At 52.6% G+C, this 24,314-nt stretch carries 22 protein-coding genes and 1 tRNA gene; 15 read left to right on the forward strand and 8 right to left on the reverse strand.

Translation table 11 applies throughout. The annotated features are described in order from the left end of the window. Window positions 1-125: 125 nt before the first annotated feature. A tRNA-Trp gene (locus OGX67_RS01155) sits at window positions 126-201 on the forward strand. 99 nt (window positions 202-300) lie between these two features. Here the strand turns inward: OGX67_RS01155 and hdfR are convergent. Next, a complete protein-coding gene (gene hdfR, locus OGX67_RS01160) occupies window positions 301-1,146 on the reverse strand; it encodes an HTH-type transcriptional regulator HdfR (protein ID WP_085952510.1) in 846 nt (281 codons plus the stop codon). Between the two features lie 106 nt (window positions 1,147-1,252). Here hdfR and maoP point away from each other — a divergent pair, with 106 nt between their 5' ends. Continuing rightward, complete coding sequence (gene maoP / locus OGX67_RS01165; protein WP_003018025.1) at window positions 1,253-1,591, forward strand: macrodomain Ori organization protein MaoP; 339 nt, start codon at window positions 1,253-1,255, stop codon at window positions 1,589-1,591. Between the two features lie 24 nt (window positions 1,592-1,615). Here the strand turns inward: maoP and OGX67_RS01170 are convergent, their stop codons facing one another. Then, window positions 1,616-3,136: a YifB family Mg chelatase-like AAA ATPase gene (locus OGX67_RS01170; protein ID WP_286525690.1), complete on the reverse strand. Its 1,521-nt coding sequence runs from the start codon at window positions 3,134-3,136 to the stop codon at window positions 1,616-1,618. A 351-nt stretch (window positions 3,137-3,487) separates the two neighbouring features. Here OGX67_RS01170 and ilvL point away from each other — a divergent pair, with 351 nt between their 5' ends. The 6 genes from ilvL to ilvA all read left to right on the forward strand — a co-directional run bounded on the left by ilvL (window position 3,488) and on the right by ilvA (window position 10,040). Then, complete coding sequence (ilvL, locus tag OGX67_RS01175) at window positions 3,488-3,586, forward strand: ilv operon leader peptide (RefSeq protein WP_001311244.1); 99 nt, start codon at window positions 3,488-3,490, stop codon at window positions 3,584-3,586. A 139-nt stretch (window positions 3,587-3,725) separates the two neighbouring features. Further along, window positions 3,726-5,372 (forward strand): acetolactate synthase 2 catalytic subunit, encoded by a 1,647-nt coding sequence (gene ilvG, locus OGX67_RS01180; protein WP_257651988.1) that lies wholly within the window; start codon window positions 3,726-3,728, stop codon window positions 5,370-5,372. Next, on the forward strand, window positions 5,369-5,632 hold the full coding sequence (gene ilvM / locus OGX67_RS01185; RefSeq protein ID WP_003018017.1) for an acetolactate synthase 2 small subunit: 264 nt from the start codon (window positions 5,369-5,371) through the stop codon (window positions 5,630-5,632). The genes ilvG and ilvM overlap by 4 nt, the downstream gene beginning before the upstream one ends. 17 nt (window positions 5,633-5,649) lie before the next feature. Beyond that, window positions 5,650-6,579 carry a branched-chain amino acid transaminase gene (locus OGX67_RS01190; protein ID WP_257651987.1) on the forward strand — a complete coding sequence of 310 codons (930 nt, stop codon included), beginning with the start codon at window positions 5,650-5,652 and terminating at the stop codon, window positions 6,577-6,579. A 60-nt stretch (window positions 6,580-6,639) separates the two neighbouring features. Beyond that, complete coding sequence (gene ilvD / locus OGX67_RS01195) at window positions 6,640-8,490, forward strand: dihydroxy-acid dehydratase (protein WP_257651986.1); 1,851 nt, start codon at window positions 6,640-6,642, stop codon at window positions 8,488-8,490. A gap of 5 nt (window positions 8,491-8,495) precedes the next feature. Then, window positions 8,496-10,040: a threonine ammonia-lyase, biosynthetic gene (gene ilvA / locus OGX67_RS01200; protein WP_003018007.1), complete on the forward strand. Its 1,545-nt coding sequence runs from the start codon at window positions 8,496-8,498 to the stop codon at window positions 10,038-10,040. A 63-nt stretch (window positions 10,041-10,103) separates the two neighbouring features. On the opposite strand, the gene fabV is transcribed toward ilvA, so the two are convergent. Further along, window positions 10,104-11,297 carry an enoyl-ACP reductase FabV gene (gene fabV / locus OGX67_RS01205; protein ID WP_257651984.1) on the reverse strand — a complete coding sequence of 398 codons (1,194 nt, stop codon included), beginning with the start codon at window positions 11,295-11,297 and terminating at the stop codon, window positions 10,104-10,106. Window positions 11,298-11,469: 172 nt separating this feature from the next. Then, entirely contained in the window at window positions 11,470-12,441 is a 972-nt protein-coding gene (gene ilvY / locus OGX67_RS01210) for an HTH-type transcriptional activator IlvY (protein ID WP_257651983.1), read from the reverse strand. Between the two features lie 83 nt (window positions 12,442-12,524). Here ilvY and ilvC point away from each other — a divergent pair, with 83 nt between their 5' ends. Continuing rightward, entirely contained in the window at window positions 12,525-14,000 is a 1,476-nt protein-coding gene (gene ilvC / locus OGX67_RS01215) for a ketol-acid reductoisomerase (protein WP_257651982.1), read from the forward strand. A 119-nt stretch (window positions 14,001-14,119) separates the two neighbouring features. On the opposite strand, the gene ppiC (OGX67_RS01220) is transcribed toward ilvC, so the two are convergent. Then, window positions 14,120-14,401, reverse strand: a complete 282-nt coding sequence (gene ppiC, locus OGX67_RS01220; RefSeq protein WP_001140251.1) for a peptidylprolyl isomerase PpiC — start codon at window positions 14,399-14,401, stop codon at window positions 14,120-14,122. A 49-nt stretch (window positions 14,402-14,450) separates the two neighbouring features. Then, window positions 14,451-14,732, reverse strand: coding sequence for a peptidylprolyl isomerase PpiC (ppiC, locus tag OGX67_RS01225; protein ID WP_106929805.1), 282 nt, complete (start codon window positions 14,730-14,732; stop codon window positions 14,451-14,453). A 115-nt stretch (window positions 14,733-14,847) separates the two neighbouring features. On the opposite strand from ppiC (OGX67_RS01225), the gene rep reads away from it, so the two are divergent. Beyond that, complete coding sequence (gene rep, locus OGX67_RS01230; RefSeq protein WP_257651981.1) at window positions 14,848-16,869, forward strand: DNA helicase Rep; 2,022 nt, start codon at window positions 14,848-14,850, stop codon at window positions 16,867-16,869. A 47-nt stretch (window positions 16,870-16,916) separates the two neighbouring features. Here the strand turns inward: rep and gppA are convergent, their stop codons facing one another. Both gppA and rhlB read right to left on the reverse strand, forming a co-directional pair. Continuing rightward, window positions 16,917-18,398, reverse strand: a complete 1,482-nt coding sequence (gene gppA, locus OGX67_RS01235; protein WP_257651980.1) for a guanosine-5'-triphosphate,3'-diphosphate diphosphatase — start codon at window positions 18,396-18,398, stop codon at window positions 16,917-16,919. Between the two features lie 136 nt (window positions 18,399-18,534). Continuing rightward, window positions 18,535-19,803 (reverse strand): ATP-dependent RNA helicase RhlB, encoded by a 1,269-nt coding sequence (rhlB, locus tag OGX67_RS01240; RefSeq protein WP_003017994.1) that lies wholly within the window; start codon window positions 19,801-19,803, stop codon window positions 18,535-18,537. A 143-nt stretch (window positions 19,804-19,946) separates the two neighbouring features. Here rhlB and trxA point away from each other — a divergent pair, with 143 nt between their 5' ends. From trxA to wzzE, 5 genes are all read left to right on the forward strand, one after another. Further along, window positions 19,947-20,276 (forward strand): thioredoxin TrxA, encoded by a 330-nt coding sequence (trxA, locus tag OGX67_RS01245; RefSeq protein WP_001280776.1) that lies wholly within the window; start codon window positions 19,947-19,949, stop codon window positions 20,274-20,276. A 130-nt stretch (window positions 20,277-20,406) separates the two neighbouring features. Continuing rightward, a complete protein-coding gene (locus OGX67_RS01250; protein ID WP_049259789.1) occupies window positions 20,407-20,526 on the forward strand; it encodes a rho operon leader peptide in 120 nt (39 codons plus the stop codon). A gap of 87 nt (window positions 20,527-20,613) precedes the next feature. Beyond that, on the forward strand, window positions 20,614-21,873 hold the full coding sequence (gene rho, locus OGX67_RS01255; RefSeq protein ID WP_002437993.1) for a transcription termination factor Rho: 1,260 nt from the start codon (window positions 20,614-20,616) through the stop codon (window positions 21,871-21,873). A gap of 238 nt (window positions 21,874-22,111) precedes the next feature. After that, the gene (wecA, locus tag OGX67_RS01260; protein WP_257651979.1) at window positions 22,112-23,215 is read left to right on the forward strand and encodes a UDP-N-acetylglucosamine--undecaprenyl-phosphate N-acetylglucosaminephosphotransferase; all 1,104 of its coding nucleotides are present in this window, start codon (window positions 22,112-22,114) and stop codon (window positions 23,213-23,215) included. A 12-nt stretch (window positions 23,216-23,227) separates the two neighbouring features. Further along, a complete protein-coding gene (gene wzzE / locus OGX67_RS01265; RefSeq protein WP_194858113.1) occupies window positions 23,228-24,274 on the forward strand; it encodes an ECA polysaccharide chain length modulation protein in 1,047 nt (348 codons plus the stop codon). Window positions 24,275-24,314 lie beyond the last annotated feature (40 nt).

Genomic DNA, 24,314 nt, shown 5'->3' on the forward strand with positions numbered 1-24,314 from the left:
CGGTAGTTCAGTTGGTTAGAATACCTGCCTGTCACGCAGGGGGTCGCGGGTTCGAGTCCCGTCCGTTCCGCCACTTATTAGAAAATTAAGCCTGCTTAGTAGCAGGCTTAATGATAAGAAAATTTAGGGGCGTAGCTCAGTTGGTAGAGCACCGGTCTCCAAAACCGGGTGTCGCGAGTTCGAGTCTCTCCGCCCCTGCCAGAAACAATCCTTAGCATTCTTGCTAAGGATTTTTTTTATCTGCAATTTGCGCTGTGCCTTCCAGTTGTTTTATTCCCGGCATCCTTGCCCGTATTTTCTTTAATCTTCCAGAATATTCGTTCTCAGCAAGTCGCAAATCAGTGCATGTTTATCGCTGTTTTGCAGCCAAACTGCATATAACGGGCGCGAAAGGGTTGTACTGTCAGTAACCGTATGGAGATCGCTTTTACCTTTAGCCCAACTGACCGGAAGCCAGCTAAAGCCTCTAAGGACTGAAAGTTGCTGCCTGGCCAATTCTGCCGAACTGGTGGTGAGTACCGGCACTTCATCTCCCGCAATCAATCCCGCTTCGTGTTGCTGAAAGTCAGGTCCCCATTCCAGACGCAGATAATTCAGTTCATCCTTGGTTTGCGAAGGAGAACTGCAATAGAGCGCCAGCGTGAAATATCCCAACAGTTGGCTGCTAAATTCGTCCATTTTGGGCGTTTCGGTAGTAATCAGTAGATCAAGCTGTCGTTCATGGAGCTGTTTTACCAACGACTGTCGCTGAGCGATCCTCGCTTCAAACTGCAGGCTGGATTGCGGCTCCTGGGATTGGTACAAACGCCCCAACCAGCCATTAAGCATACATTCCCAGAGGGATGCGCTGGCACCAATAGAAAACTCGTTATGACGCGAGGTATTCGCAACCTCCTTACGTGCGGCTTGCCACGTATTCATCAGCGTTTCAGCGTAAGGCAGTAATTTTTCACCAGCAGCGGTTAAACGGATATTGTTTCTGTGTCGGGTGAACAGGTTTACACCCAATTGATTTTCCAGTTGTCTGATCCGGAAACTAACCGCTGATTGGGTCAGATAGAGCGCTTCAGCAGCTCTGCCAAAGTGGCGTGTCCGGCTAACTTCCAGGAAAGTTTTTAACAATTCCGTATCCACAACTCGCTCCATAAAATTATTTGTCGTTATGATTTAAATCTTTTGTTTGACGCTCTGTCAAGCGTAACTAATACTCCGCGCCATAAATAGCTCGGCCAAAGAATTAGGAGCGTGCAGGATGGCGGAAAGCTTTACGACGACTAATCGATATTTCGATAATAAATATTATCCCCGCGGATTCTCCCGTCATGGTGATTTCACCATTAAAGAAGCACAACTGCTTGAGCGTCACGGTTATGCTTTCAATGAGCTGGATCTGGGCAAGCGTGAGCCGGTAACGGAAGAAGAAAAACTGTTTGTTGCGGTATGCCGTGGTGAGCGCGAACCGGTTACCGAAGCTGAACGTGTGTGGTCCAAATACATGACGCGCATTAAGCGTCCAAAACGCTTCCACACGCTGTCTGGTGGGAAACCTCAGGTGGAAGGTGCGGAAGATTACACCGAATCTGATGATTAATAAAAAAGGGCGAAAGCCCTTTTTTTATGCCAGTAGTTTTTGCAAATGAATGAGTAATCTGTCTATCGCCCGATACCCAACAGCCTCCTGTAAGTGCTGGCGAGAGATATGGTCAGATTGCTCTATATCCGCGATCGTTCGAGCGACCTTTATCAGGCGTAACCAGGCGCGGATGGATAATCCGAGATGCGCGAGCGTTTCTTCAAGCCACTGTGCATCGTCGCTGCGCAGTGGACAGTATTTATGGATATCCTGACTGTCCAGATGCGCGTTTAACTTATTTTGTCGTCGATACTGACGATCTCGCGCTGCCATAACACGTTGCTTCACCGTTGCGCTATCTTCTCCTTTTACCTGGTTCTGGCTGAGTATCCCGGGCGGTGGCAAAGGGATTTCGAGAGAGAGAGCGAAGCGGTCAAGAAATGGACCTGATAATCGATTGAGGTAGCGTAGCGTCTGCTCTGGGGTACAGCGGTTATGGTTCCCCTGATAATGGCCTGTTGGGCTGGGATTCATAGCGGCTATGAGTTGAAAGCGAGCGGGATAGGTGATTTTTGCTCTGGTGCGGGATAGATGTATCTGTCCGGACTCAATGGGTTCGCGCAGTGCATCCAGCGTGCGTCGCTCAAACTCGGGTAGTTCATCCAGAAATAGTATGCCGTTATGCGCCAGAGAGATCTCGCCTGGCGCAGGAATAGAGCCTCCACCGACCATGGCGGTTAAAGAAGCACTGTGATGCGGAGAGCGAAAAGGGCGTTGTTTCCACTGTTTCTGTAGCGTGTCGGAATTGACCAGACTAAGAATCGCGGCGCTTTCCAGTGCCTCATCGTTACTCAGTGGCGGAAGCAATCCTCTCAGGCGACTGGCCAGCATGGTCTTACCCGTACCCGGAGGGCCGATGAGTAAGAGGTTATGACCGCCAGCTGCGGTAAGCTCCAGCCCGCGTTTACCCTGTTCCTGGCCGATAACATCGCTCAGATCATCTGCTAATGCGCAGGGGGTAAAATCTGCCGATGATGGTCTGTCTAAATCATGCTTACCTTCGAGGAATGCGCATACGGCCTGTAAATGATCGGCTATCAGGCACCCTTCACCGTGTATTAGTCCAACTTCAGCTGCATTCTCTTTTGCGACAATAATTCTCCTCCCTGCGCGAATGGCTTCGGTTGCACTTGATATCGCACCGGGAACGCCGCGTAACGCGCCTGTAAGCGCTAATTCGCCTACCAGCTCATATGTATCGAGATTATGGGTAGTAAGCTGCTCAGAAGCGGCCAGAAGCGCAACTGCGATAGGTAAATCATATCGTCCCCCTTCTTTTGGGAGATCGGCCGGAGCGAGGTTTATGGTTATCTTCTTTGCCGGGAATTCATAACCGCTATTAATTACCGCACTGCGAACCCGATCGCGGGCCTCTTTTACCGTTGTTTCGGGTAATCCCACCATGGTTAAACCAGGCAAACCATTGCTGATATGTACCTCGATGGTAATGGCTGGCGCATTCACGCCCAACGCAGCGCGTGTGTGAACAATCGATAGTGACATAAGCCCTCCTGATGAAAGCATTATGTCGCAATACATCGCGGCAAGATTTCACATAATTACGGTTTTTAGAGGCTTATTCCCGTGTTTTTATGTAGCTCAACACTGATTGCATAAAGTCTGGAATAGCGCTCGCAAACGCTTTTGAATGGCGTTTTTAGTAGGGAATGGTTGCCGAGAATCACCTGAAACGTGAAATATTTTCACTTTTGATTTTTTGTTTAAAAAACAACGATATTTATCTAAACCGTTAACGTCGTCAGAAAAACGAATAAAAAAATATCTTGTGTCATTTGCAAATTCTATGGTAACTCTTTAGGTATTCCTTCGAACAAGATGCAAGAAAATACAAAAATGACAGCCCTTCTACGAGTGATTAGCCTGGTCGTGATTAGCGTGGTGGTGATTATTATCCCACCGTGCGGGGCTGCACTTGGACGAGGAAAGGCTTAGAAAACAAGCCTTAACGAACTAAGACCCCCGCACCGAAAGGTTCGGGGGTTTTTTTTGACCTTAAAAACATACACGAGGAGCAGAAAGTGAACGGTAGCATAAAATTCTGTTTCTCAAGATTTCCGGCGGGGATGTAACTATGAATGGGGCACAGTGGGTGGTACATGCGTTGCGTGCACAAGGGGTTCAAACCGTCTTTGGTTATCCTGGTGGCGCAATTATGCCGGTTTACGATGCGTTATATGACGGCGGCGTAGAACACCTGTTGTGCCGACACGAGCAGGGCGCGGCAATGGCAGCAATTGGCTATGCCCGTGCGACCGGTAAAACCGGCGTGTGTATCGCCACTTCCGGGCCTGGTGCTACCAACCTGATCACGGGCCTTGCCGATGCACTGTTAGATTCAGTTCCTGTGGTGGCGATCACCGGCCAGGTGGCATCATCTTTCATCGGAACGGATGCGTTCCAGGAAGTGGACGTTCTGGGTATGTCTCTGTCCTGCACCAAACACAGTTTCCTGGTGCAGTCACTGGAAGAGCTGCCGCGCATCATGGCTGAAGCTTTTTCTGTGGCGAATTCCGGTCGTCCGGGGCCGGTTCTGGTTGATATCCCGAAAGACATCCAATTGGCCAGCGGTACGCTGGAGCCGTATTTTACCACCGTCGAAAACGTAGAGGTTTTCCCGCACGCTGACGTTGAGCAGGCACGTAAAATGCTGGCACAAGCGCAGAAACCTATCCTGTACGTAGGTGGCGGCGTTGGTATGGCGCAGGCGGTCCCGGCCCTGCGTGAATTTATCGCGGTAACCCAAATGCCGGTCGCCTGCACGTTGAAGGGGCTGGGCGCAGTAGAGGCTGACTACCCATACTATTTGGGTATGTTGGGAATGCACGGCACTAAAGCGGCAAATTTCGCGGTGCAAGAATGTGATTTACTGATTGCAGTGGGCGCGCGTTTTGATGACCGGGTGACCGGCAAGCTGAATACCTTCGCACCAAACGCCAGCGTGATCCACATGGATATCGACCCTGCGGAAATGAACAAGCTGCGCCAGGCGCACGTAGCATTGCAGGGTGATTTAAATTCTCTGCTGCCGGCATTGCAGCAATCGCTGAAGATTGACGCATGGCGTCAGCATAGTGCTGAACTGCGCACAGAGCATACCTGGCGCTATGATCATCCCGGTGAGGCTATCTACGCACCACTGTTGTTGAAGCAGTTGTCCGATCGCAAACCCGCGGACAGCGTAGTGACAACGGATGTTGGCCAGCATCAGATGTGGTCGGCGCAGCATATGACCTACACCCGCCCGGAAAATTTTATCACCTCGAGCGGCCTGGGTACGATGGGCTTTGGCTTGCCAGCAGCGGTTGGCGCGCAGGTTGCTCGCCCGAACGATACGGTAATCTGTATCTCCGGTGACGGTTCCTTCATGATGAATGTACAGGAGCTCGGCACCGTAAAACGCAAGCAGTTGCCGCTGAAGATAGTTTTACTCGACAACCAGCGGTTAGGCATGGTGCGACAATGGCAGCAGCTGTTTTTCCAGGAACGTTATAGCGAAACCACCCTTACCGATAACCCCGATTTCCTCATGTTGGCCAGCGCCTTCGGCATACCAGGTCAACACATCACCCGTAAAGACCAGGTTGAAGCGGCACTCGACACCATGCTGAACAGCGAGGGGCCATACCTGCTTCATGTCTCAATCGACGAACTTGAGAATGTCTGGCCTCTGGTACCGCCAGGTGCCAGTAACTCAGAAATGCTGGAGAAATTATCATGATGCAACATCAGGTCGCCGTTGAGGCTCGGTTCAATCCGGAAACGTTAGAACGTGTTTTACGCGTGGTACGCCATCGCGGTTTTCAGGTGTGCTCCATGAATATGGAAGCCGCCAGCGATGCGCAAAATATAAATATCGAATTGACCGTTGCCAGCCCCCGGTCGGTCGACTTACTGTTTAGTCAGTTAAGTAAACTGGTAGACGTTGCACATGTTGCTATCTGCCAGAGCACAACCACATCACAACAAATCCGCGCCTGAGCGCAAAAGGAAGAAAAATGACGACGAAAAAAGCTGATTACATTTGGTCTAATGGCGAGATGATTCGTTGGGAAGACGCTAAGGTTCACGTGATGTCCCACGCGCTGCACTACGGTACTTCTGTATTTGAAGGCATCCGTTGCTACGATTCTCACAAAGGGCCGGTGGTGTTCCGTCATCGTGAACATATGCAGCGTCTGCGTGATTCAGCCAAGATCTATCGTTTTCCGGTTTCTCAGAGCGTTGATGAGCTGATGGAAGCTTGCCGTGAGGTGATTCGTAAAAACAATCTGACCAGCGCCTATATCCGTCCGCTGGTGTTTGTTGGCGACGTGGGGATGGGCGTTAACCCGCCAGCGGGATACACCACTGACGTGATCATCGCTGCGTTCCCGTGGGGCGCTTACCTTGGTGCTGAAGCGCTGGAACAGGGGATCGACGCGATGGTTTCTTCCTGGAACCGCGTTGCGCCGAACACCATCCCTACAGCGGCTAAAGCGGGCGGTAACTATCTGTCTTCGCTGCTGGTGGGTAGTGAAGCGCGTCGTCATGGCTATCAGGAAGGCATTGCGCTGGATGTGAATGGTTACATCTCTGAAGGCGCGGGTGAAAACCTGTTTGAAGTAAAAGACGGCATTCTGTTTACCCCGCCGTTTACCTCTTCTGCACTGCCGGGTATCACCCGTGACGCGATCATTAAGCTGGCGAAAGATCTCGATATCGAAGTGCGTGAGCAGGTGCTGTCCCGTGAATCGCTGTACCTGGCCGACGAAGTGTTCATGTCCGGTACCGCGGCCGAAATCACCCCAGTACGCAGCGTCGATGGTATCCAGGTGAGCGAAGGCCGCTGTGGCCCGGTCACCAAACGCATCCAGCAGGCCTTCTTTGGCCTCTTTACCGGTGAAACGGAAGATAAATACGGCTGGTTGGATCAGGTTAATCAATAAACATAAATTTGGGACGGCACGCACCGTCCCAATTATTAGACAGACGGGAGTTAATCAAGCATGCCTAAGTATCGTTCTGCTACCACCACCCACGGCCGCAATATGGCGGGTGCCCGCGCACTGTGGCGCGCCACCGGGATGACCGATGATGACTTCGGTAAACCGATTATAGCTGTGGTGAACTCTTTTACCCAGTTTGTGCCGGGTCACGTCCACCTGCGCGATCTCGGTAAACTGGTTGCCGAACAAATCGAAGCCTCAGGCGGCGTGGCGAAAGAGTTCAACACCATTGCTGTGGATGATGGTATCGCCATGGGGCACGGTGGCATGCTGTATTCACTGCCGTCCCGCGAGCTGATTGCTGACTCCGTTGAGTACATGGTTAACGCCCACTGCGCCGATGCGATGGTCTGCATCTCTAACTGCGACAAAATCACTCCTGGGATGTTAATGGCCTCTTTGCGCCTGAATATTCCGGTGATCTTTGTTTCCGGCGGTCCGATGGAAGCCGGGAAAACCAAGCTCTCTGACCAAATTATTAAGCTCGACTTGGTTGATGCCATGATTCAGGGCGCTGACCCGAAAGTCTCCGACTCGCAGAGCGAGCAGGTAGAACGTTCTGCTTGCCCAACCTGCGGCTCCTGCTCCGGCATGTTCACCGCCAACTCGATGAACTGCCTGACCGAAGCGCTGGGCCTGTCGCAGCCGGGTAACGGTTCGCTGTTGGCGACTCACGCCGACCGTAAAGAACTGTTCCTTAACGCGGGTAAACGCATCGTCGAGCTGACCAAACGCTATTACGAGCAGGATGATGACTCCGCCCTGCCGCGCAACATTGCCAGCAAGGCGGCGTTTGAGAATGCCATGACGTTGGATATCGCCATGGGCGGCTCCACCAACACTGTTCTGCACCTGCTGGCGGCGGCGCAGGAAGCGGAAATTGACTTCACCATGAGTGATATCGACAAGCTGTCCCGCAAAGTCCCACAGCTGTGTAAAGTGGCGCCGAGCACGCAGAAATACCATATGGAAGACGTGCACCGCGCAGGTGGCGTACTGGGTATTTTAGGCGAACTGGATCGTGCCGGACTGCTGAACCGCGACGTGAAAAACGTGCTGGGTCTGACTCTGCCGCAAACGCTTGACCGGTATGACGTGATGTTGACCAAAGACGACGCAGTGAAAAAAATGTTCCGCGCCGGACCGGCGGGCATCCGTACCACCCAGGCGTTCTCGCAGGACTGCCGTTGGGATACGCTGGATGACGACCGCGCTGAAGGCTGCATCCGCTCGCTGGAACATGCTTACAGCAAAGACGGCGGTCTGGCAGTCCTGTACGGTAACTTTGCGGAAAACGGCTGTATCGTAAAAACTGCAGGCGTGGATGACAGTATCCTGAAATTCACCGGCCCGGCAAAAGTGTATGAAAGCCAGGACGATGCGGTTGAAGCAATCCTCGGTGGTAAAGTGGTGGCTGGCGACGTGGTTGTCATTCGCTACGAAGGGCCGAAAGGCGGGCCAGGCATGCAGGAAATGCTCTACCCAACCACCTTCCTGAAATCGATGGGCCTCGGCAAGGCTTGTGCGCTGATTACCGATGGTCGTTTCTCCGGCGGTACTTCGGGGCTTTCCATCGGTCACGTTTCTCCGGAAGCGGCCAGCGGCGGTAATATCGCGATTATCGAAGATGGTGACATGATTGCCATCGATATCCCGAATCGCGGCATTCAACTGCAACTGAGTGATGCGGAAATCGCTGCGCGCCGTGAAGCGCAGGAAGCTCGCGGTGACAAAGCCTGGACGCCAAAAGATCGTCAACGTCAGGTCTCCTTTGCTCTGCGCGCCTACGCCAGCCTGGCAACCAGTGCCGACAAAGGTGCGGTGCGCGATAAGTCGAAGCTCGGGGGATAATGACTATGGCGGATTCACAACCTCTATCCGGTGCTCCTGAGGGCGCTGAATATCTCAGAGCGGTACTGCGTGCGCCGGTATACGAAGCGGCACAGGTAACGCCGCTACAGAAAATGGAAAAGCTCTCTTCGCGCCTCGATAACGTCATTCTGGTGAAGCGCGAAGACCGTCAACCCGTTCATAGCTTCAAGCTACGCGGTGCCTATGCCATGATGGCGGGCTTGACCGAAGAGCAAAAAGCGCATGGGGTCATCACCGCATCGGCGGGTAATCATGCTCAGGGTGTCGCGTTCTCTTCTGCGCGATTAGGCGTGAAGGCGCTGATTGTCATGCCAACGGCTACCGCCGATATCAAAGTCGATGCCGTTCGCGGCTTCGGCGGAGAAGTGCTGTTGCACGGCGCGAATTTTGATGAAGCCAAAGCCAAAGCGATTGAACTGTCACAGCAGCAGGGTTTTACCTGGGTTCCACCGTTTGATCATCCGATGGTGATTGCCGGGCAGGGCACGCTGGCGCTGGAGCTGCTCCAGCAGGACGCTCATCTCGATCGCGTATTCGTGCCTGTTGGTGGTGGCGGATTAGCGGCAGGTGTTGCGGTGCTGATTAAACAGCTGATGCCGCAAATCAAAGTGATTGCCGTGGAAGCGGAAGATTCGGCCTGCCTGAAGGCGGCGCTGGATGCCGGTCATCCGGTGGATCTGCCGCGTGTGGGTCTCTTTGCCGAAGGCGTAGCGGTGAAACGTATTGGCGATGAAACCTTCCGTCTGTGCCAGGAATATCTCGACGATATTATCACTGTCGATAGCGATGCTATTTGTGCGGCAATGAAAGACCTGTTCGAGGATGTACGTGCGGTGGCTGAGCCTTCCGGGGCGCTGGCGCTGGCGGGGATGAAAAAATACATCGCCCAGCACAATATTCGCGGTGAACGTCTGGCGCACGTGTTGTCCGGTGCGAACGTTAACTTCCACGGCTTGCGCTACGTTTCCGAACGTTGCGAGCTGGGGGAACAACGTGAAGCCCTGCTGGCGGTGACCATCCCGGAAGAGAAGGGAAGTTTCCTGAAGTTCTGCCAGCTGTTGGGTGGCCGTTCGGTAACGGAGTTTAACTACCGCTTTGCCGATGCGAAAGACGCCTGCATTTTTGTCGGTGTACGCCTGAGCCGTGGGCTGGAAGAGCGTAAGGAAATCCTGCAACTGCTCAACGAGGGCGGCTACAGCGTGGTGGATCTGTCTGATGACGAGATGGCGAAGCTACACGTGCGCTATATGGTCGGTGGACGTCCGTCGAAACCCTTACAGGAACGTCTCTACAGCTTCGAATTTCCTGAATCGCCGGGGGCGTTGCTCAAATTTCTGCATACCCTGGGGACGCACTGGAATATTTCATTGTTCCACTATCGCAGTCACGGTACCGACTATGGTCGCGTACTGGCGGCGTTTGAGTTGGGGGAACACGAGCCTGATTTTGAAACGCGGCTAAATGAACTGGGTTATGACTGTCACGATGAAACGCATAACCCGGCGTTCAGGTTCTTCCTTGCGGGTTAACAACAGCCATTAAAAAAGGGTTCATGTAAAAACATGAACCCTTTTTGCTACTGTATCAGCAGATTACAGCGTGATAACGTCGAATTCGACTTCAGTATTCACGTCAGCATCGTAATCCACACCGTCGAGGGCAAAACCGAACAGATTCAGGAATTCCTGCTTGTATCCTGCATAGTCAGTTTCTTGCGCCAGGTTTTCGGTGGTGATCAGCGGCCACAGGTCGCGACATGCCTGCTGAATGTCATCACGCAGTTCCCAGTCATCCATACGGATACGTTGGTTGTCATCAAGCGCCACTTTGTCACCGTACAGGCTGGTGGTCATCAGACGGTTGATTTGCTCGATACAACCTTCATGAATCCCCTGTGCTTTCATCAGCTTGAAGACCATGGAGATGTACAGCGGCATCACTGGAATGGCGGAAGACGCCTGAGTGATAACGGATTTCAGTACGGCAACGTTCGCGGAACCGTTCAGCGGAGCCAGCTGGTTACGCAGTTCGCCCGCGGCGCGATCAAGGTCTTCTTTCGCTTTGCCCAGCGCGCCGTGCCAGTAGATTGGCCAGGTCAGGTCGGTACCGATGTAGGAGTAGGCTACGGTTTTCACTCCGTCAGCCAGCACGCCCGCTTCGCTCAGCGCGCCCATCCACAGTTCCCAGTCCTCGCCACCCATTACGGTAACGGTGTTCTGCACTTCTTCTTCGGTTGCCGGCTCAATGCTGGCGGTGATGATCTGATCTTTGTTGGTATCGATCGCTTTAGAAGTGTAAACCTCACCGATTGGCTTCAGCGCAGAACGGACGATTTCACCGGTTTTCGGCATTTTACGCACTGGGGAAGCCAGTGAATAAACGACCAGGTCAATCTGACCCAGGTCTTCTTTTATCAGTTTGATCACTTCATCACGGCATTCGTCAGAGAACGCATCGCCGTTGATGCTTTTGGCGTACAGACCTTCACGCTTAGCGGCTTCATCGAAGGCGGCAGAGTTATACCAGCCTGCGGAACCCGGTTTGGTATCCGTGCCCGGTTTTTCGAAAAATACGCCGATAGTGGCGGCTCCGCTGCCAAAGGCGGCAGAAATTCTGGAAGCCAGACCGTAACCGGTGGAAGCACCGATCACCAGCACGCGGGACGGGCCGTTCTCGATTTTCCCGTTCTGCTTAACATACTCGATCTGCTTTTCCACGTTGACTTTGCAGCCAGTCGGATGGGTCGTTGTACAGATGAATCCACGAATTTTTGGTTTGATTATCATAATGATGGCTAATTAAGTTTGTATTTTCGCTGTCAAGTGCGCAATGACACCGTCTGTTCTGGCCTGCTTAACGCGATGGTTAACAAGCCCCCCACTACAATGGATCACGACATTATACAGAAAAGGAGTGCCAATACTGAATCTACCACTGATTTTAGGCCTGACGCTGGCGCTAGTCGGCAGATTTACGTTCCAGAACAATCTTCCAAAACGCGTCGATCAGCGGTTCATGCAGTCGTTTTTTCGGCGCGCAGACGCCGAGCTCGAACGGCGTTTTCTCGTCGCTGCGTTCTAAAATCATCACGCGGTTACGTACCGGCTCCGGGCTGTTTTCCAGCACCACTTCCGGCAGCAGCGCCACGCCGCAGCCCAGCGCCACCATCGAAACCATCGCCTCGTGGCCGCCCACCGTAGCGTAAATCGATGGGTTGCTGATTTTGTGACGGCGGAACCACAGCTCAATGCGGCGGCGTACCGGCCCCTGATCGGCCATGATAAACGGTACCGTCGACCAGTCGGGTTTCTCGACGGAAACCTGATTACGCACCGGGCAAGGCAGCGCCGGGGCAATCAGGACGACCGCCAGATTCTCTAACATGGAAAACGCTACCGCGCCGGGCAGCGTCTCGGGCTTACCGGCAATCGCCAGATCGGCCTCGCCGGTGACCACTTTGTCCATCGCATCGGCGGCGTCGCCGGTGGTGAGCTTGATTTCCACCGACGGATGTTCGGCGCGGAAGCGGTCGAGGATTGGCGGCAGATGGCTGTACGCGGCGGTCACCGAACAGAAAATATGTAATTCACCCGACAGCGACGGCCCTTGTTGGTCAAGCGTGTGGCGCAGCTGCTGGTATTGCAGCAGCGTCTGCTGGGCGAATACGCGCAGCTCTTCGCCCGCTTCGGTCAGCGTGACCGTACGGTTATCGCGTACAAACAGCGGCTGACCGAGGTCTTCTTCCAGGCGCTGAATTTGTCGGGAGAGCGTGGAGGGGCTGACGTGCATCGCCCGCGCGCTGCGGCCAAAGTGGCGGCTATCCGCCAGATGCAGGAACATTTTCAGATCGCGTAAATCCACGAATTCTACTCCCTCTTTTAACGTTGCAGAAATTGCAATGTGACGTTGTGAATATATCAATTTCCGCAATAAATTTCCTGTTGTAATGTGGGTACATTCTCGCTGAAACGCGAACCGAACAATAAGACAGTACAACATCACGAGGTATCACCATGGCTAACTACTTTAATACACTGAACCTGCGCCAGCAGCTGGCGCAGCTGGGCAAATGTCGCTTTATGGGTCGCGACGAATTCGCCGATGGCGCAAGCTACCTTCAGGGTAAAAAAGTGGTCATCGTCGGCTGTGGCGCACAGGGTCTGAACCAGGGCCTGAACATGCGTGACTCCGGTCTGGATATCTCCTACGCTCTGCGTAAAGAAGCCATTGCTGAGAAGCGTGCTTCCTGGCGTAAAGCGACTGAAAACGGCTTCAAAGTGGGCACCTACGAAGATCTGATCCCGCAGGCTGACCTGGTGGTTAACCTGACCCCGGACAAGCAGCACTCTGACGTAGTACGTTCCGTACAGCCGCTGATGAAAGACGGCGCGGCGCTGGGTTACTCCCACGGCTTCAACATCGTGGAAGTCGGCGAGCAGATCCGTAAAGACATCACCGTTGTGATGGTGGCGCCGAAGTGTCCGGGTACTGAAGTGCGTGAAGAATACAAACGTGGTTTCGGCGTTCCAACCCTGATCGCCGTTCACCCGGAAAACGATCCGAAAGGCGAAGGTATGGCTATCGCCAAAGCGTGGGCCGCAGCTACCGGCGGTCACCGTGCGGGTGTACTGGAATCCTCCTTCGTGGCAGAAGTGAAATCTGACCTGATGGGCGAGCAGACTATCCTGTGCGGTATGCTGCAGGCCGGTTCTCTGCTGTGCTTCGACAAGCTGGTGGCAGAAGGCACCGACCCGGCTTATGCGGAAAAACTGATTCAGTTCGGCTGGGAAACCATCACCGAAGCGCTGAAGCAGGGCGGCATCACCCTGATGATGGACCGTCTGTCTAACCCGGCGAAACTGCGTGCTTACGCGCTGTCCGAACAGCTGAAAGAGATTATGGTGCCGCTGTTCCAGAAACACATGGACGACATCATTTCCGGCGAATTCTCCTCCGGCATGATGGCTGACTGGGCCAACGATGATAAGAAACTGCTGACCTGGCGTGAAGAGACCGGCAAAACCGCGTTCGAAACCGCTCCGCAGTTTGAAGGTAAAATCGGTGAGCAGGAGTACTTCGATAAAGGCGTTCTGATGATTGCGATGGTGAAAGCGGGCGTTGAGCTGGCGTTCGAAACCATGGTTGATTCCGGCATCATCGAAGAATCTGCTTACTACGAATCACTGCATGAACTGCCGCTGATCGCCAACACCATCGCGCGTAAGCGTCTGTACGAAATGAACGTGGTGATCTCCGATACCGCAGAATACGGTAACTACCTGTTCTCTTATGCTTGCGTACCGCTGCTGAAAGAGTTCATGACCACTCTGCAGACCGGCGATCTGGGCAAAGCGATTGCCGAAGGTGCGGTAGACAACGCGCAGCTGCGCGACGTGAACGAAGCAATCCGTAGCCACGCTATCGAGCAGGTTGGTAAGAAACTGCGCGGTTACATGACCGATATGAAACGCATTGCCGTTGCTGGCTAAATAGGATGTCGGGTGGCGCTTGCGCTTACCCGACCTACGCACAGCAGATGTAGGCCGGGTAAGGCGTAGCCGCCATCCGGCAAAAAAATCCCGGCGCCTGAACGCTCCGGGATTTTTTATTAGTTACGGTACAGCACCTTAATGATGTGATAACCGAACTGGGTATGCAGCGGGCCGGTCGGCTCCAGCACCGGGCAGGAGAAGACGACTTTATCGAACGCCGGAACCATCTGGCCCTGACGGAATTCACCTAAATCACCGCCGCGTTTGCCTGATGGGCAGATGGAATGCTTTTTCGCCAGCTTGCCGAAGTCTGCGCCGTTTTTAATCTGCTCCAGCAGATCCAGGGCCAGTTTCTCTTCTTTAACAAGGATATGCAGTGCTGCTGCTGTTTTCGCCATGATTGTGCCTTCAAAAGGGGGTCAATGAGGCTGGCGATTTTAGCATGGCTTATCGGCGATACAGCACTTTGATGATGTGGTAGCCAAATTTGGTCTTGACCGGTCCGTAGGGTTTCAGCAGCGGACAGCTGAAAACGGCGGCATCAAATGGTCCCACCATCATCCCCTGTTTAAATTCACCCAGATCGCCGCCGTTGCGCCCGGAAGGGCAGCGAGAGTAGCGTTTCGCCAGATGATCGAAGCTGATACCACGATCCAGTTTGCTCAGGATCTCCAGAGCCAGTTTTTCTTCTTTTACCAGGATATGCAGGGCTGCCGCGCTCTTTGTCATGGGCTCTATCTCGTCGTGGGGGGCTATCCAACACTTTACCATCTGGCGGGTAAATCTCCGCCTGACTTTCTGCTACAATCCACACCCCCGTGTTTACAGATTGAGCAATCCCTTTATGCGTTTGAACCCCGGACAACAACAAGCCGTCGAATTCGTCACCGGACCTTGCCTGGTGCTGGCGGGGGCGGGTTCCGGTAAAACTCGCGTTATCACCAATAAAATCGCCCATCTGATCCATGCCTGTGGCTATCAGGCGCGGCACATTGCCGCGGTGACCTTTACCAATAAGGCCGCGCGCGAGATGAAAGAGCGCGTAGCGCAAACGCTGGGGCGCAAAGAAGCGCGTGGGCTGATGATTTCCACGTTCCACACCCTGGGGCTGGATATCATCAAGCGTGAATATGCCGCGTTGGGAATGAAGTCGAACTTCTCGCTGTTTGACGATACTGACCAGACCGCGCTGCTCAAAGAGCTGACCGAAGGGCTGATCGAAGATGACAAGGTGGTGTTTCAGCAGCTGATCTCGACGATCTCCAACTGGAAAAACGATCTGATGACGCCAGCGCAGGCGGCGGCCAGCGCGAAAGGCGAGCGCGATCGTATCTTTGCCCACTGCTATAGCCTGTACGATGCGCATATGAAGGCGTGCAACGTGCTGGACTTTGACGATCTGATCCTGCTGCCGACGCTGCTATTGCAGCGCAATGAAGAAGTGCGCGAGCGCTGGCAAAACAAAATTCGCTACCTGCTGGTGGATGAGTACCAGGACACTAACACCAGCCAGTATGAGCTGGTGAAACTGCTGGTGGGGCAGCGCGCCCGTTTTACCGTGGTGGGTGATGACGATCAGTCTATCTACTCGTGGCGCGGCGCGCGTCCGCAGAACCTGGTGCTGTTGAGCCAGGATTTCCCGGCGCTGCGGGTCATCAAGCTGGAGCAGAACTACCGTTCGTCCGGGCGTATTCTGAAAGCGGCCAACATTCTGATCGCGAACAACCCGCACGTGTTTGAAAAGCGTCTGTTCTCCGAACTGGGCTACGGACCGGAGCTGAAGGTACTGAGCGCTAATCATGAAGAGCACGAGGCGGAGCGCGTCACCGGTGAGCTGATCGCCCACCACTTTGTGAACAAAACGCAGTATAAGGATTACGCCATCCTTTACCGTGGCAACCACCAGTCGCGGGTGTTTGAAAAATTCCTGATGCAGAACCGCATCCCGTACAAAATTTCCGGCGGCACGTCGTTTTTCTCGCGCCCGGAAATTAAAGATCTGCTGGCTTATCTGCGCGTGCTGAGCAACCCGGATGACGACAGCGCGTTCCTGCGTATCGTCAACACGCCGAAACGCGAGATTGGCCCCGCGACGCTGCAAAAGCTCGGCGAATGGGCGATGACCCGTAACAAAAGCCTGTTTACCGCCAGCTTCGATATGGGGCTGAGTCAGACGCTCAGCGGGCGTGGCTATGAATCGCTGACCCGCTTTACCCAGTGGCTGGGGGAAATTCAGCGCCTGGCAGAGCGTGAGCCGATTGCCGCCGTACGCGATCTTATTCACGGCATTGATTACGAATCCTGGTTGTTTGAAACCTCGCCTAGCCCGAAAGCCGCCGAAATGCGTATGAAAAACGTCAACACGCTGTTCAGCTGGATGACGGAGATGCTCGAAGGCAGCGAGCTGGAAGAGCCGATGACCCTCACGCAGGTGGTTACCCGCTTTACCCTGCGCGATATGATGGAACGTGGAGAGAGTGAAGAAGAGCTGGATCAGGTGCAATTGATGACACTGCATGCCTCAAAAGGGCTGGAGTTCCCATACGTGTTTATGGTGGGAATGGAAGAAGGATTTTTGCCGCACCAGAGCAGTATCGATGAAGACAATATCGACGAAGAACGTCGTCTGGCTTATGTAGGGATTACGCGTGCACAAAAAGAGCTCATCTTCACGCTATGTAAAGAGCGTCGTCAGTACGGTGAGCTGGTGCGTCCGGAACCGAGTCGTTTCCTTCTGGAGCTGCCACAGGATGACGTTATCTGGGAGCAAGAGCGAAAAGTGGTGAGCGCAGAGGAACGGATGCAAAAAGGTCAGGCCAGCATCGCTAATATTCGGGCAATGATGGCGAAAGCTAAAGCGAAGTAGGTATTTTATGGGCCGGATATGTGTAAGCACTATCCGGCAACCAACATCTAATGAACGTCCAGCGGCCAATGGACATAGCTTTGCCACTGGCTTTCCTGATCGATTAACTCTTTACCCAGCGGATGCTGTTCCAGCCAGCCTTCTGGTAGAGTGACCGTCAGGTGCTCGTTTCTTGCATCCAATTGAATTTCCGGCACAAGATCGTCACGGCGACGACTGGCGAAGATGATCGCCAGGCGTAGCAAACGACAAAGATGCTCCGCGATGCGCGGTGGCACTGCGTTTTGCTGGTGGAGCGAAGAGAGATCGACGGGATTGGTCTGGTTGAGTAACAGCGTCGCTAGCAGTTTCTTTTGCGCAGGGGTAAAACCCGGGAGATCGAGATTGCGCACCAGATAAGCGGCATGCTGTGGTGCCTGTTTAAAATCAACGCTTAGGCCAATTTCATGCAGCTGACAGGCACTAATCAGTAATTCGCGGCTAATCGGTTCAAGATGCCACTTTTTTTCTACCTGATCGAGAAATTTAGTCGCTAAATTGGCAACGCGATGTGCTTGCTCTGTATCGACCATAAAGCGACGCTGGATATTGCGTAATGTGCGGCTACGAATATCCTGATCCACCGCCAGATGCAGCATACCGTAGACCAGACCTTCACGTAATGCGCCGCCGGCCAGGGTCATGCATTGAATGTTCAGTTCGGTGAAAATAGCAATCAGAATGGCCAGCCCGCTGGGGAAAACCAGCGCACGTTCCAGCGTTAACCCTTCGATTTCCAGCTCTTCCAGACGACCGCAGTGAATGGCGCGCTGCTTAAGCTGCTGAAGTTTGGCCAGCGTAATGCGCTCATCCATGCCCTGCGCCATCATGATTTCCTGCAACGCCTGGACGGTGCCAGAGGCACCAACGCAAACTTTCCAGCCATGAAAACGCAGTTTGTCGGCGACCGGGCGCAGAACTTCGCGAGCGGCTTTCTCGGCCTCGTCAAAGTTTTCCTGTGCCAGATTACGATCGGTAAAATAGCGTTCGAGCCAGGTGACGCAGCCCATTGACAGGCTGAACAGGGAAGTGGTTTGCGCGCCAGAACCGGTAACCAGTTCAGTGCTGGCCCCGCCAATGTCGACGACCAGACGCTGATCTGCACCGCCGGTAGTGTGGGCCACACCTTGATAAATCAGGCGCGCTTCTTCTTCACCGCTAATCACCTGGACAGGGCAGCCGAGGATCTCTTGCGCTTTAGCAATAAACACATCGGCATTTACGGCGATGCGTAATGTTGCCGTGGCGACCACGCGGATTTGTGGATGCGGGATATCCTGCAGACGTTCTGCAAACAGGCGCAAACATTGCCAGCCGCGCTCCATTGCTTCAACAGAGAGCTCGTTGTCACCGTTGAGTCCAGCAGCCAGACGCACTTTGCGTTTGATACGAGTGAGCGTCTGGATGCTTCCTGCCACCTCGCGTACAACCAGCATATGAAAACTATTTGATCCGAGATCGATTGCCGCATACAGCGAAGTAGAATTCATACACTTCATCCTTCAACCTGTATCTGTGTTGGCTGCGTTCTCTCACCCGAATCACTTACTAAAGTAGGTTCATCAGGATTCGTTTTCTTGCCGCCTTGATACAGGCTGAATGATTTTGTGTATGGCATAACGTTTCTTAACCTGAACGACGACGATTACGCGGAGCACCACCGGTACGGCGTGGGCCATTGCCTGTGCGCGGGCGCGTTAAGCGCAAAGGCTTCGGCAGATCGGTCATCAGCGCATCCGGGTTATATTTGCTGACCGGAATCGAGTGGCCGATATAGGTCTCAATTGCGGGTAAATTCAGCGCGTACTCTTCACAAGCGAGGCTGATAGAGTGACCGCTTGCACCAGCACGACCGGTACGACCAATACGGTGAACGTAATCTTCACAGTCATCCGGCAGGTCATAGTTAAATACGTGCGTTACGGCTGGGATATGCAGACCACGTGCAGCAACATCCGTCGCAACGAGAATGTCGATATCGCCACGGGTGAATTCATCGAGGATTCGCAGACGTTTTTTCTGCGCCACGTCACCGGTCAGCAGACCGACACGATGGCCGTCTGCAGCAAGGCTGCCCCAGATATCTTCACAACGATGCTTGGTGTTAGCAAAAACAATGGCGCGATCTGGCCACTCTTCTTCAATCAGCGTTTGCAGCAAACGCATTTTCTCTTCGTTGGAGGGGTAGAAGAGCTCTTCTTTAATGCGATGGCCAGTTTTCTGTTCCGGTTCGACTTCAACGTACTCAGCGTTATTCATTTGTTCGAACGCCAGTTCGCGAACGCGATAAGAGAGGGTTGCAGAAAACAGCATATTCAGACGTTGGGTGGTTGGCGGCATACGACGGAACAGCCAACGGATATCTTTAATAAAGCCCAGATCGTACATACGATCGGCTTCATCCAGCACCACGACCTGAATCGCGCCCAGATTAATGTGGTTCTGTTTTGCATAGTCGATGAGACGACCGGTCGTGCCGATAAGAATATCGACGCCGCTTTCCAGCACTTTCAGCTGTTTATCGTAACCGTCGCCGCCATACGCCAGGCCTAATTTCAGACCAGTGGTCTGTGCCAGCGGCTCGGCATCGGCGTGGATCTGCACGGCTAACTCACGCGTTGGCGCCATAATTAACGCACGCGGTTGGTTCACCTTGCGATCGGCAATCGCGGGATGAGAGAGAAGATAATGAAACGTTGACGTCAGGAACGCCATCGTTTTTCCGGTACCGGTTTGCGCCTGCCCGGCAACATCACGACCAGCCAGCGTTAGCGGCAGCGCGAGGGCCTGAATGGGCGTGCAGTTATGAAAGCCTTTGTTTTCAAGGGCTTCTATCACCTTTGGGTGCAGGGCGAAGTCGGAAAACTTCTGTTCTGTTAAATGTGTTTTGCTCATAGTGTGGTAGAATATCAGCTTACTATTGCTTTACGAAAGCGTATCCGGTGAAATAAAGTCAACCTTTAGTTGGTTAATGCTACATCAACACGTCGTTGATTAATGCTACACCAATGCACCAGGCTTATTCCTGTGGAGTTATTATGAGCGATAAAATTATTCACCTGACTGACGACAGTTTTGACACGGATGTACTCAAAGCGGACGGAGCAATCCTCGTTGATTTCTGGGCAGAGTGGTGCGGTCCGTGCAAAATGATCGCTCCGATTCTGGATGAAATCGCTGACGAATATCAGGGCAAACTGACGGTTGCTAAATTGAACATTGACCAAAACCCAGGCACCGCGCCGAAGTATGGTATCCGTGGCATCCCGACCCTGTTGCTGTTTAAAAACGGCGAAGTTGCGGCGACAAAAGTCGGCGCGCTGTCCAAAGGTCAGTTGAAAGAATTCCTCGACGCTAATTTAGCGTAAGGAAGTCTCATGATCGGGCGACCATACTTCGAAATGATTCGGATGACTGGACGCCCGACTTGAGTCGTGCTAAGTTAGTGTTGACTTCGTATTAAACATACCTTATTAAGTTTGAATCTAGTTATATCCAATACTTCCCGTTGTTTCTCGCGCGAGAAGTGGACAGATTCCTGGCTTGTCACTCAATCCGTCTTGTCGTTTCAGTTCTGCGTACTTTCCTGTGACCAGACAGCGAACAGACATGAGTTGATGGCCGTAAACAGGCATGGATGACCCTGCCATACCATTCACAACATTAAGTTCGAGATTTACCCCAAGTTTAAGAACTCACACCATTATGAATCTTACCGAATTAAAGAATACGCCGGTTTCTGAGCTGATCACTCTCGGCGAAAATATGGGCCTTGAAAACCTGGCTCGTATGCGCAAGCAGGACATTATTTTTGCCATCCTGAAGCAGCACGCAAAGAGTGGCGAAGATATCTTTGGTGACGGTGTGCTGGAGATATTGCAGGATGGATTTGGTTTCCTCCGCTCTGCAGACAGCTCCTACCTCGCCGGTCCTGATGACATCTACGTTTCTCCCAGCCAAATCCGCCGTTTCAACCTCCGCACTGGTGATACCATTTCTGGTAAGATTCGCCCGCCGAAAGAAGGTGAACGCTACTTTGCGCTGTTGAAAGTTAACGAAGTTAACTACGACAAACCAGAAAACGCCCGTAATAAAATCCTCTTTGAGAACTTAACGCCGCTGCACGCAAACTCTCGTCTGCGTATGGAGCGTGGTAATGGTTCTACTGAAGACTTAACGGCACGTGTACTGGATTTGGCATCGCCGATCGGTCGTGGCCAACGTGGTCTGATTGTTGCTCCGCCGAAAGCGGGTAAAACCATGCTGCTGCAGAACATCGCGCAGAGCATTGCATACAATCATCCTGACTGCGTGTTGATGGTGCTGCTGATTGACGAACGTCCGGAAGAAGTTACCGAGATGCAGCGTCTGGTGAAAGGTGAAGTGGTTGCGTCTACCTTTGACGAACCTGCCTCCCGCCACGTTCAGGTTGCGGAAATGGTTATCGAGAAGGCGAAACGTCTGGTTGAACACAAGAAAGACGTTATCATTCTGCTTGACTCCATCACTCGTCTGGCACGTGCATATAACACCGTGGTTCCTGCTTCCGGAAAAGTACTGACCGGTGGTGTGGACGCCAACGCCCTGCATCGTCCGAAGCGTTTCTTTGGTGCTGCACGTAACGTGGAAGAGGGCGGTAGCCTGACCATCATCGCGACTGCGCTGATTGATACCGGCTCTAAAATGGATGAAGTTATCTACGAAGAGTTTAAAGGTACCGGCAACATGGAACTGCATCTCTCCCGTAAGATTGCTGAAAAACGCGTCTTCCCGGCTATCGACTACAACCGTTCCGGTACCCGTAAAGAAGAGCTGCTCACCACCCAGGAAGAGCTGCAGAAAATGTGGATCCTGCGCAAAATCATCCATCCTATGGGTGAAATCGACGCAATGGAATTCCTCATTAACAAACTGGCGATGACCAAGACCAATGACGACTTCTTCGATATGATGAAGCGTTCCTGATTCAGGCATCATCTGAAAACGCCACGTTTTTACGTGGCGTTTTGCTTTTGTGGATGTAATCTTAACGACACAATAATAATAATCCGGTATGACATACCGCCTGGTGACGAAGGGTTGTAATTCGTATTTTGTGGTTAATAATCATACAGAACCACCTGGTATGGAGTCGGGTTTCTCTTCTGAATAATCGCCTGGATGGTTATACTTCATATATTGATATTCTCTGAGAGCATGTATAGTGAATTTACTGACAGCAAGTACTGATCTCATCAGTATTTTTTTATTCACAACGCTGTTTCTTTTCTTTGCTCGCAAGGTCGCGAAAAAGATTGGATTGGTGGATAAACCCAATTTCCGTAAACGTCATCAGGGACTGATTCCGCTGGTTGGAGGGATTTCAGTTTACGCAGGTATTTGCTTTACGTTTCTCATCGCCGATTATTATATCCCGCATGCGACTCTCTACCTGGCTTGTGCCGGTGTACTGGTGTTTATTGGTGCGCTGGACGACCGCTTTGATATCAGTGTAAAAATCCGCGCGACCATCCAGGCTATCATCGGCATCATTATGATGACGGTAGGTAAGCTCTATCTGTTGAGCCTTGGGTTCATTTTTGGCCCTTGGGAGATGGTGCTCGGGCCTTTTGGCTATTTCCTTACCCTTTTCGCCGTTTGGGCTGCAATTAACGCCTTTAACATGGTGGATGGGATTGATGGTCTGTTAGGCGGGCTATCCAGTGTCTCATTCGCCGCAATGGGGCTTATCTTGTGGTTTGACGGCCAGACAAGCCTGGCAATCTGGTGTTTTGCCATGATCGCCGCCATTCTGCCTTACATCCTACTGAACCTTGGTATTCTCGGACGTCGCTATAAGGTCTTTATGGGCGATGCAGGGAGTACGCTGATTGGCTTTACGGTAATCTGGATCCTGCTGGAGACCACTCAAGGTAAAACGCATCCTATTAGCCCGGTCACCGCACTGTGGATTATTGCCATTCCGTTAATGGATATGGTGGCGATCATGTATCGTCGTTTACGTAAAGGTATGAGCCCTTTCTCCCCGGACCGCCAACATATTCACCATTTAATTATGCGCGCCGGGTTTACTTCCCGACAGGCTTTTGTCCTGATTACGCTGGCTGCTGCGATCCTGGCTTCTATCGGCGTGTTGGCTGAATATTCTCGGATCGTTCCGGAATGGGTGATGCTTGTGCTCTTTTTACTGGCATTTGTCTTGTACGACTATTGTATTAAACGTGCCTGGAAGGTAGCGAGATTTATCAAACGCTGGAAGCGCAAGTTGCGTAGAAACCGTGACAGTAAACCAAACTTAACCAAATAAATTGAGGGTACGATGACACAACCATTACCGGGGGAACATGCCATGAGCGCTGAAAATGAACTGGACATCCGTGGGTTGTTTCGTACTTTGTGGACAGGGAAGGTGTGGATCGTCGGTATGGCTCTCGCCTTCGCGTTAGTCGCTCTAGCCTATACGTTTTTTGCTCGTCAGGAGTGGAGCGCGACGGCGATTTCAGACAGGCCAACGGTTAATATGTTGGGCGGCTATTACTCTCAGCAGCAGTTCTTACGTAACCTGGACATCAAGGCCAGTCTTGCATCAGCGGATCAGCCATCAGTGATGGATGAAGCCTATAAAGAATTTATCATGCAGCTTGCCTCATGGGATACGCGCCGTGAATTCTGGCAGCAGACTGATTACTACAAGCAACGTATGGTGGGGAACAGTAAAGCCGATGCGGCGATGCTGGATGAACTGATCAATAACATTCAGTTTATGCCTGGCGATGCGGTTCGTAATACCAATGACAGCGTGAAGCTGATTGCCGAGACGGCACCTGATGCCAACAATCTATTGCGTCAGTACATCGCGTTTGCCAGTCAGCGTGCAGCGCGTCATCTGAACGACGAGTTAAAGGGAGCCTGGGCTGCGCGCACTGTGCAGATGAAGGCGCAGGTTAAACGCCAGGAAGAAGTGGCGAAATCGATTTTTTCTCGCCGAGTTCACAACATTGAGCAGGCGCTCAAAATTGCTGAACAGCATAATATTTCGCGTACTTCCACTGACGTTCCGGCTGAAGAGTTACCTGATTCAGAACTGTTTTTGCTTGGACGCCCTATGCTGCAGGCGCGACTCGAAAACCTGCAATCTGTTGGTCCCGATTTCGATCTGGACTACTTCCAAAACCGAGCCATGCTTAACACACTGAACGTTGGGCCAACTCTGGATCCGCGTTTTCAGACCTATCGTTATTTGCGTACGCCGGAAGAACCGGTAAAACGTGACAGCCCTCGTCGTGCTTTCCTGATGATTATGTGGGGCATCGTTGGGGCTCTGATCGGTGCTGGTGTCGCGTTAACCCGCCGCCGCACGATTTAGCAATATCGTTGCAGTGAGGGGCTGGGCCCTCACTGCCAAT

It is taken from the genome of Citrobacter sp. Cf118 (assembly GCF_030334095.1).
GTDB classification, from domain to species: Bacteria; Pseudomonadota; Gammaproteobacteria; order Enterobacterales; family Enterobacteriaceae; genus Citrobacter; species Citrobacter freundii.

Excerpts from the sequence above, each read along its gene's own strand:
- hdfR (WP_085952510.1), bottom strand. The coding sequence starts at position 1,146 with ATGGAGCGAGTTGTGGATACGGAATTGTTAAAAACTTTCCTGGAAGTT.
- maoP (WP_003018025.1), top strand. The coding sequence starts at position 1,253 with ATGGCGGAAAGCTTTACGACGACTAATCGATATTTCGATAATAAATAT.
- OGX67_RS01170 (WP_286525690.1), bottom strand. The coding sequence starts at position 3,136 with ATGTCACTATCGATTGTTCACACACGCGCTGCGTTGGGCGTGAATGCG.
- ilvL (WP_001311244.1), top strand. The coding sequence starts at position 3,488 with ATGACAGCCCTTCTACGAGTGATTAGCCTGGTCGTGATTAGCGTGGTG.
- ilvG (WP_257651988.1), top strand. The coding sequence starts at position 3,726 with ATGAATGGGGCACAGTGGGTGGTACATGCGTTGCGTGCACAAGGGGTT.
- ilvM (WP_003018017.1), top strand. The coding sequence starts at position 5,369 with ATGATGCAACATCAGGTCGCCGTTGAGGCTCGGTTCAATCCGGAAACG.
- OGX67_RS01190 (WP_257651987.1), top strand. The coding sequence starts at position 5,650 with ATGACGACGAAAAAAGCTGATTACATTTGGTCTAATGGCGAGATGATT.
- ilvD (WP_257651986.1), top strand. The coding sequence starts at position 6,640 with ATGCCTAAGTATCGTTCTGCTACCACCACCCACGGCCGCAATATGGCG.
- ilvA (WP_003018007.1), top strand. The coding sequence starts at position 8,496 with ATGGCGGATTCACAACCTCTATCCGGTGCTCCTGAGGGCGCTGAATAT.
- fabV (WP_257651984.1), bottom strand. The coding sequence starts at position 11,297 with ATGATAATCAAACCAAAAATTCGTGGATTCATCTGTACAACGACCCAT.
- ilvC (WP_257651982.1), top strand. The coding sequence starts at position 12,525 with ATGGCTAACTACTTTAATACACTGAACCTGCGCCAGCAGCTGGCGCAG.
- ppiC (WP_001140251.1), bottom strand. The coding sequence starts at position 14,401 with ATGGCGAAAACAGCAGCAGCACTGCATATCCTTGTTAAAGAAGAGAAA.
- ppiC (WP_106929805.1), bottom strand. The coding sequence starts at position 14,732 with ATGACAAAGAGCGCGGCAGCCCTGCATATCCTGGTAAAAGAAGAAAAA.
- rep (WP_257651981.1), top strand. The coding sequence starts at position 14,848 with ATGCGTTTGAACCCCGGACAACAACAAGCCGTCGAATTCGTCACCGGA.
- gppA (WP_257651980.1), bottom strand. The coding sequence starts at position 18,398 with ATGAATTCTACTTCGCTGTATGCGGCAATCGATCTCGGATCAAATAGT.
- rhlB (WP_003017994.1), bottom strand. The coding sequence starts at position 19,803 with ATGAGCAAAACACATTTAACAGAACAGAAGTTTTCCGACTTCGCCCTG.
- trxA (WP_001280776.1), top strand. The coding sequence starts at position 19,947 with ATGAGCGATAAAATTATTCACCTGACTGACGACAGTTTTGACACGGAT.
- rho (WP_002437993.1), top strand. The coding sequence starts at position 20,614 with ATGAATCTTACCGAATTAAAGAATACGCCGGTTTCTGAGCTGATCACT.
- wzzE (WP_194858113.1), top strand. The coding sequence starts at position 23,228 with ATGACACAACCATTACCGGGGGAACATGCCATGAGCGCTGAAAATGAA.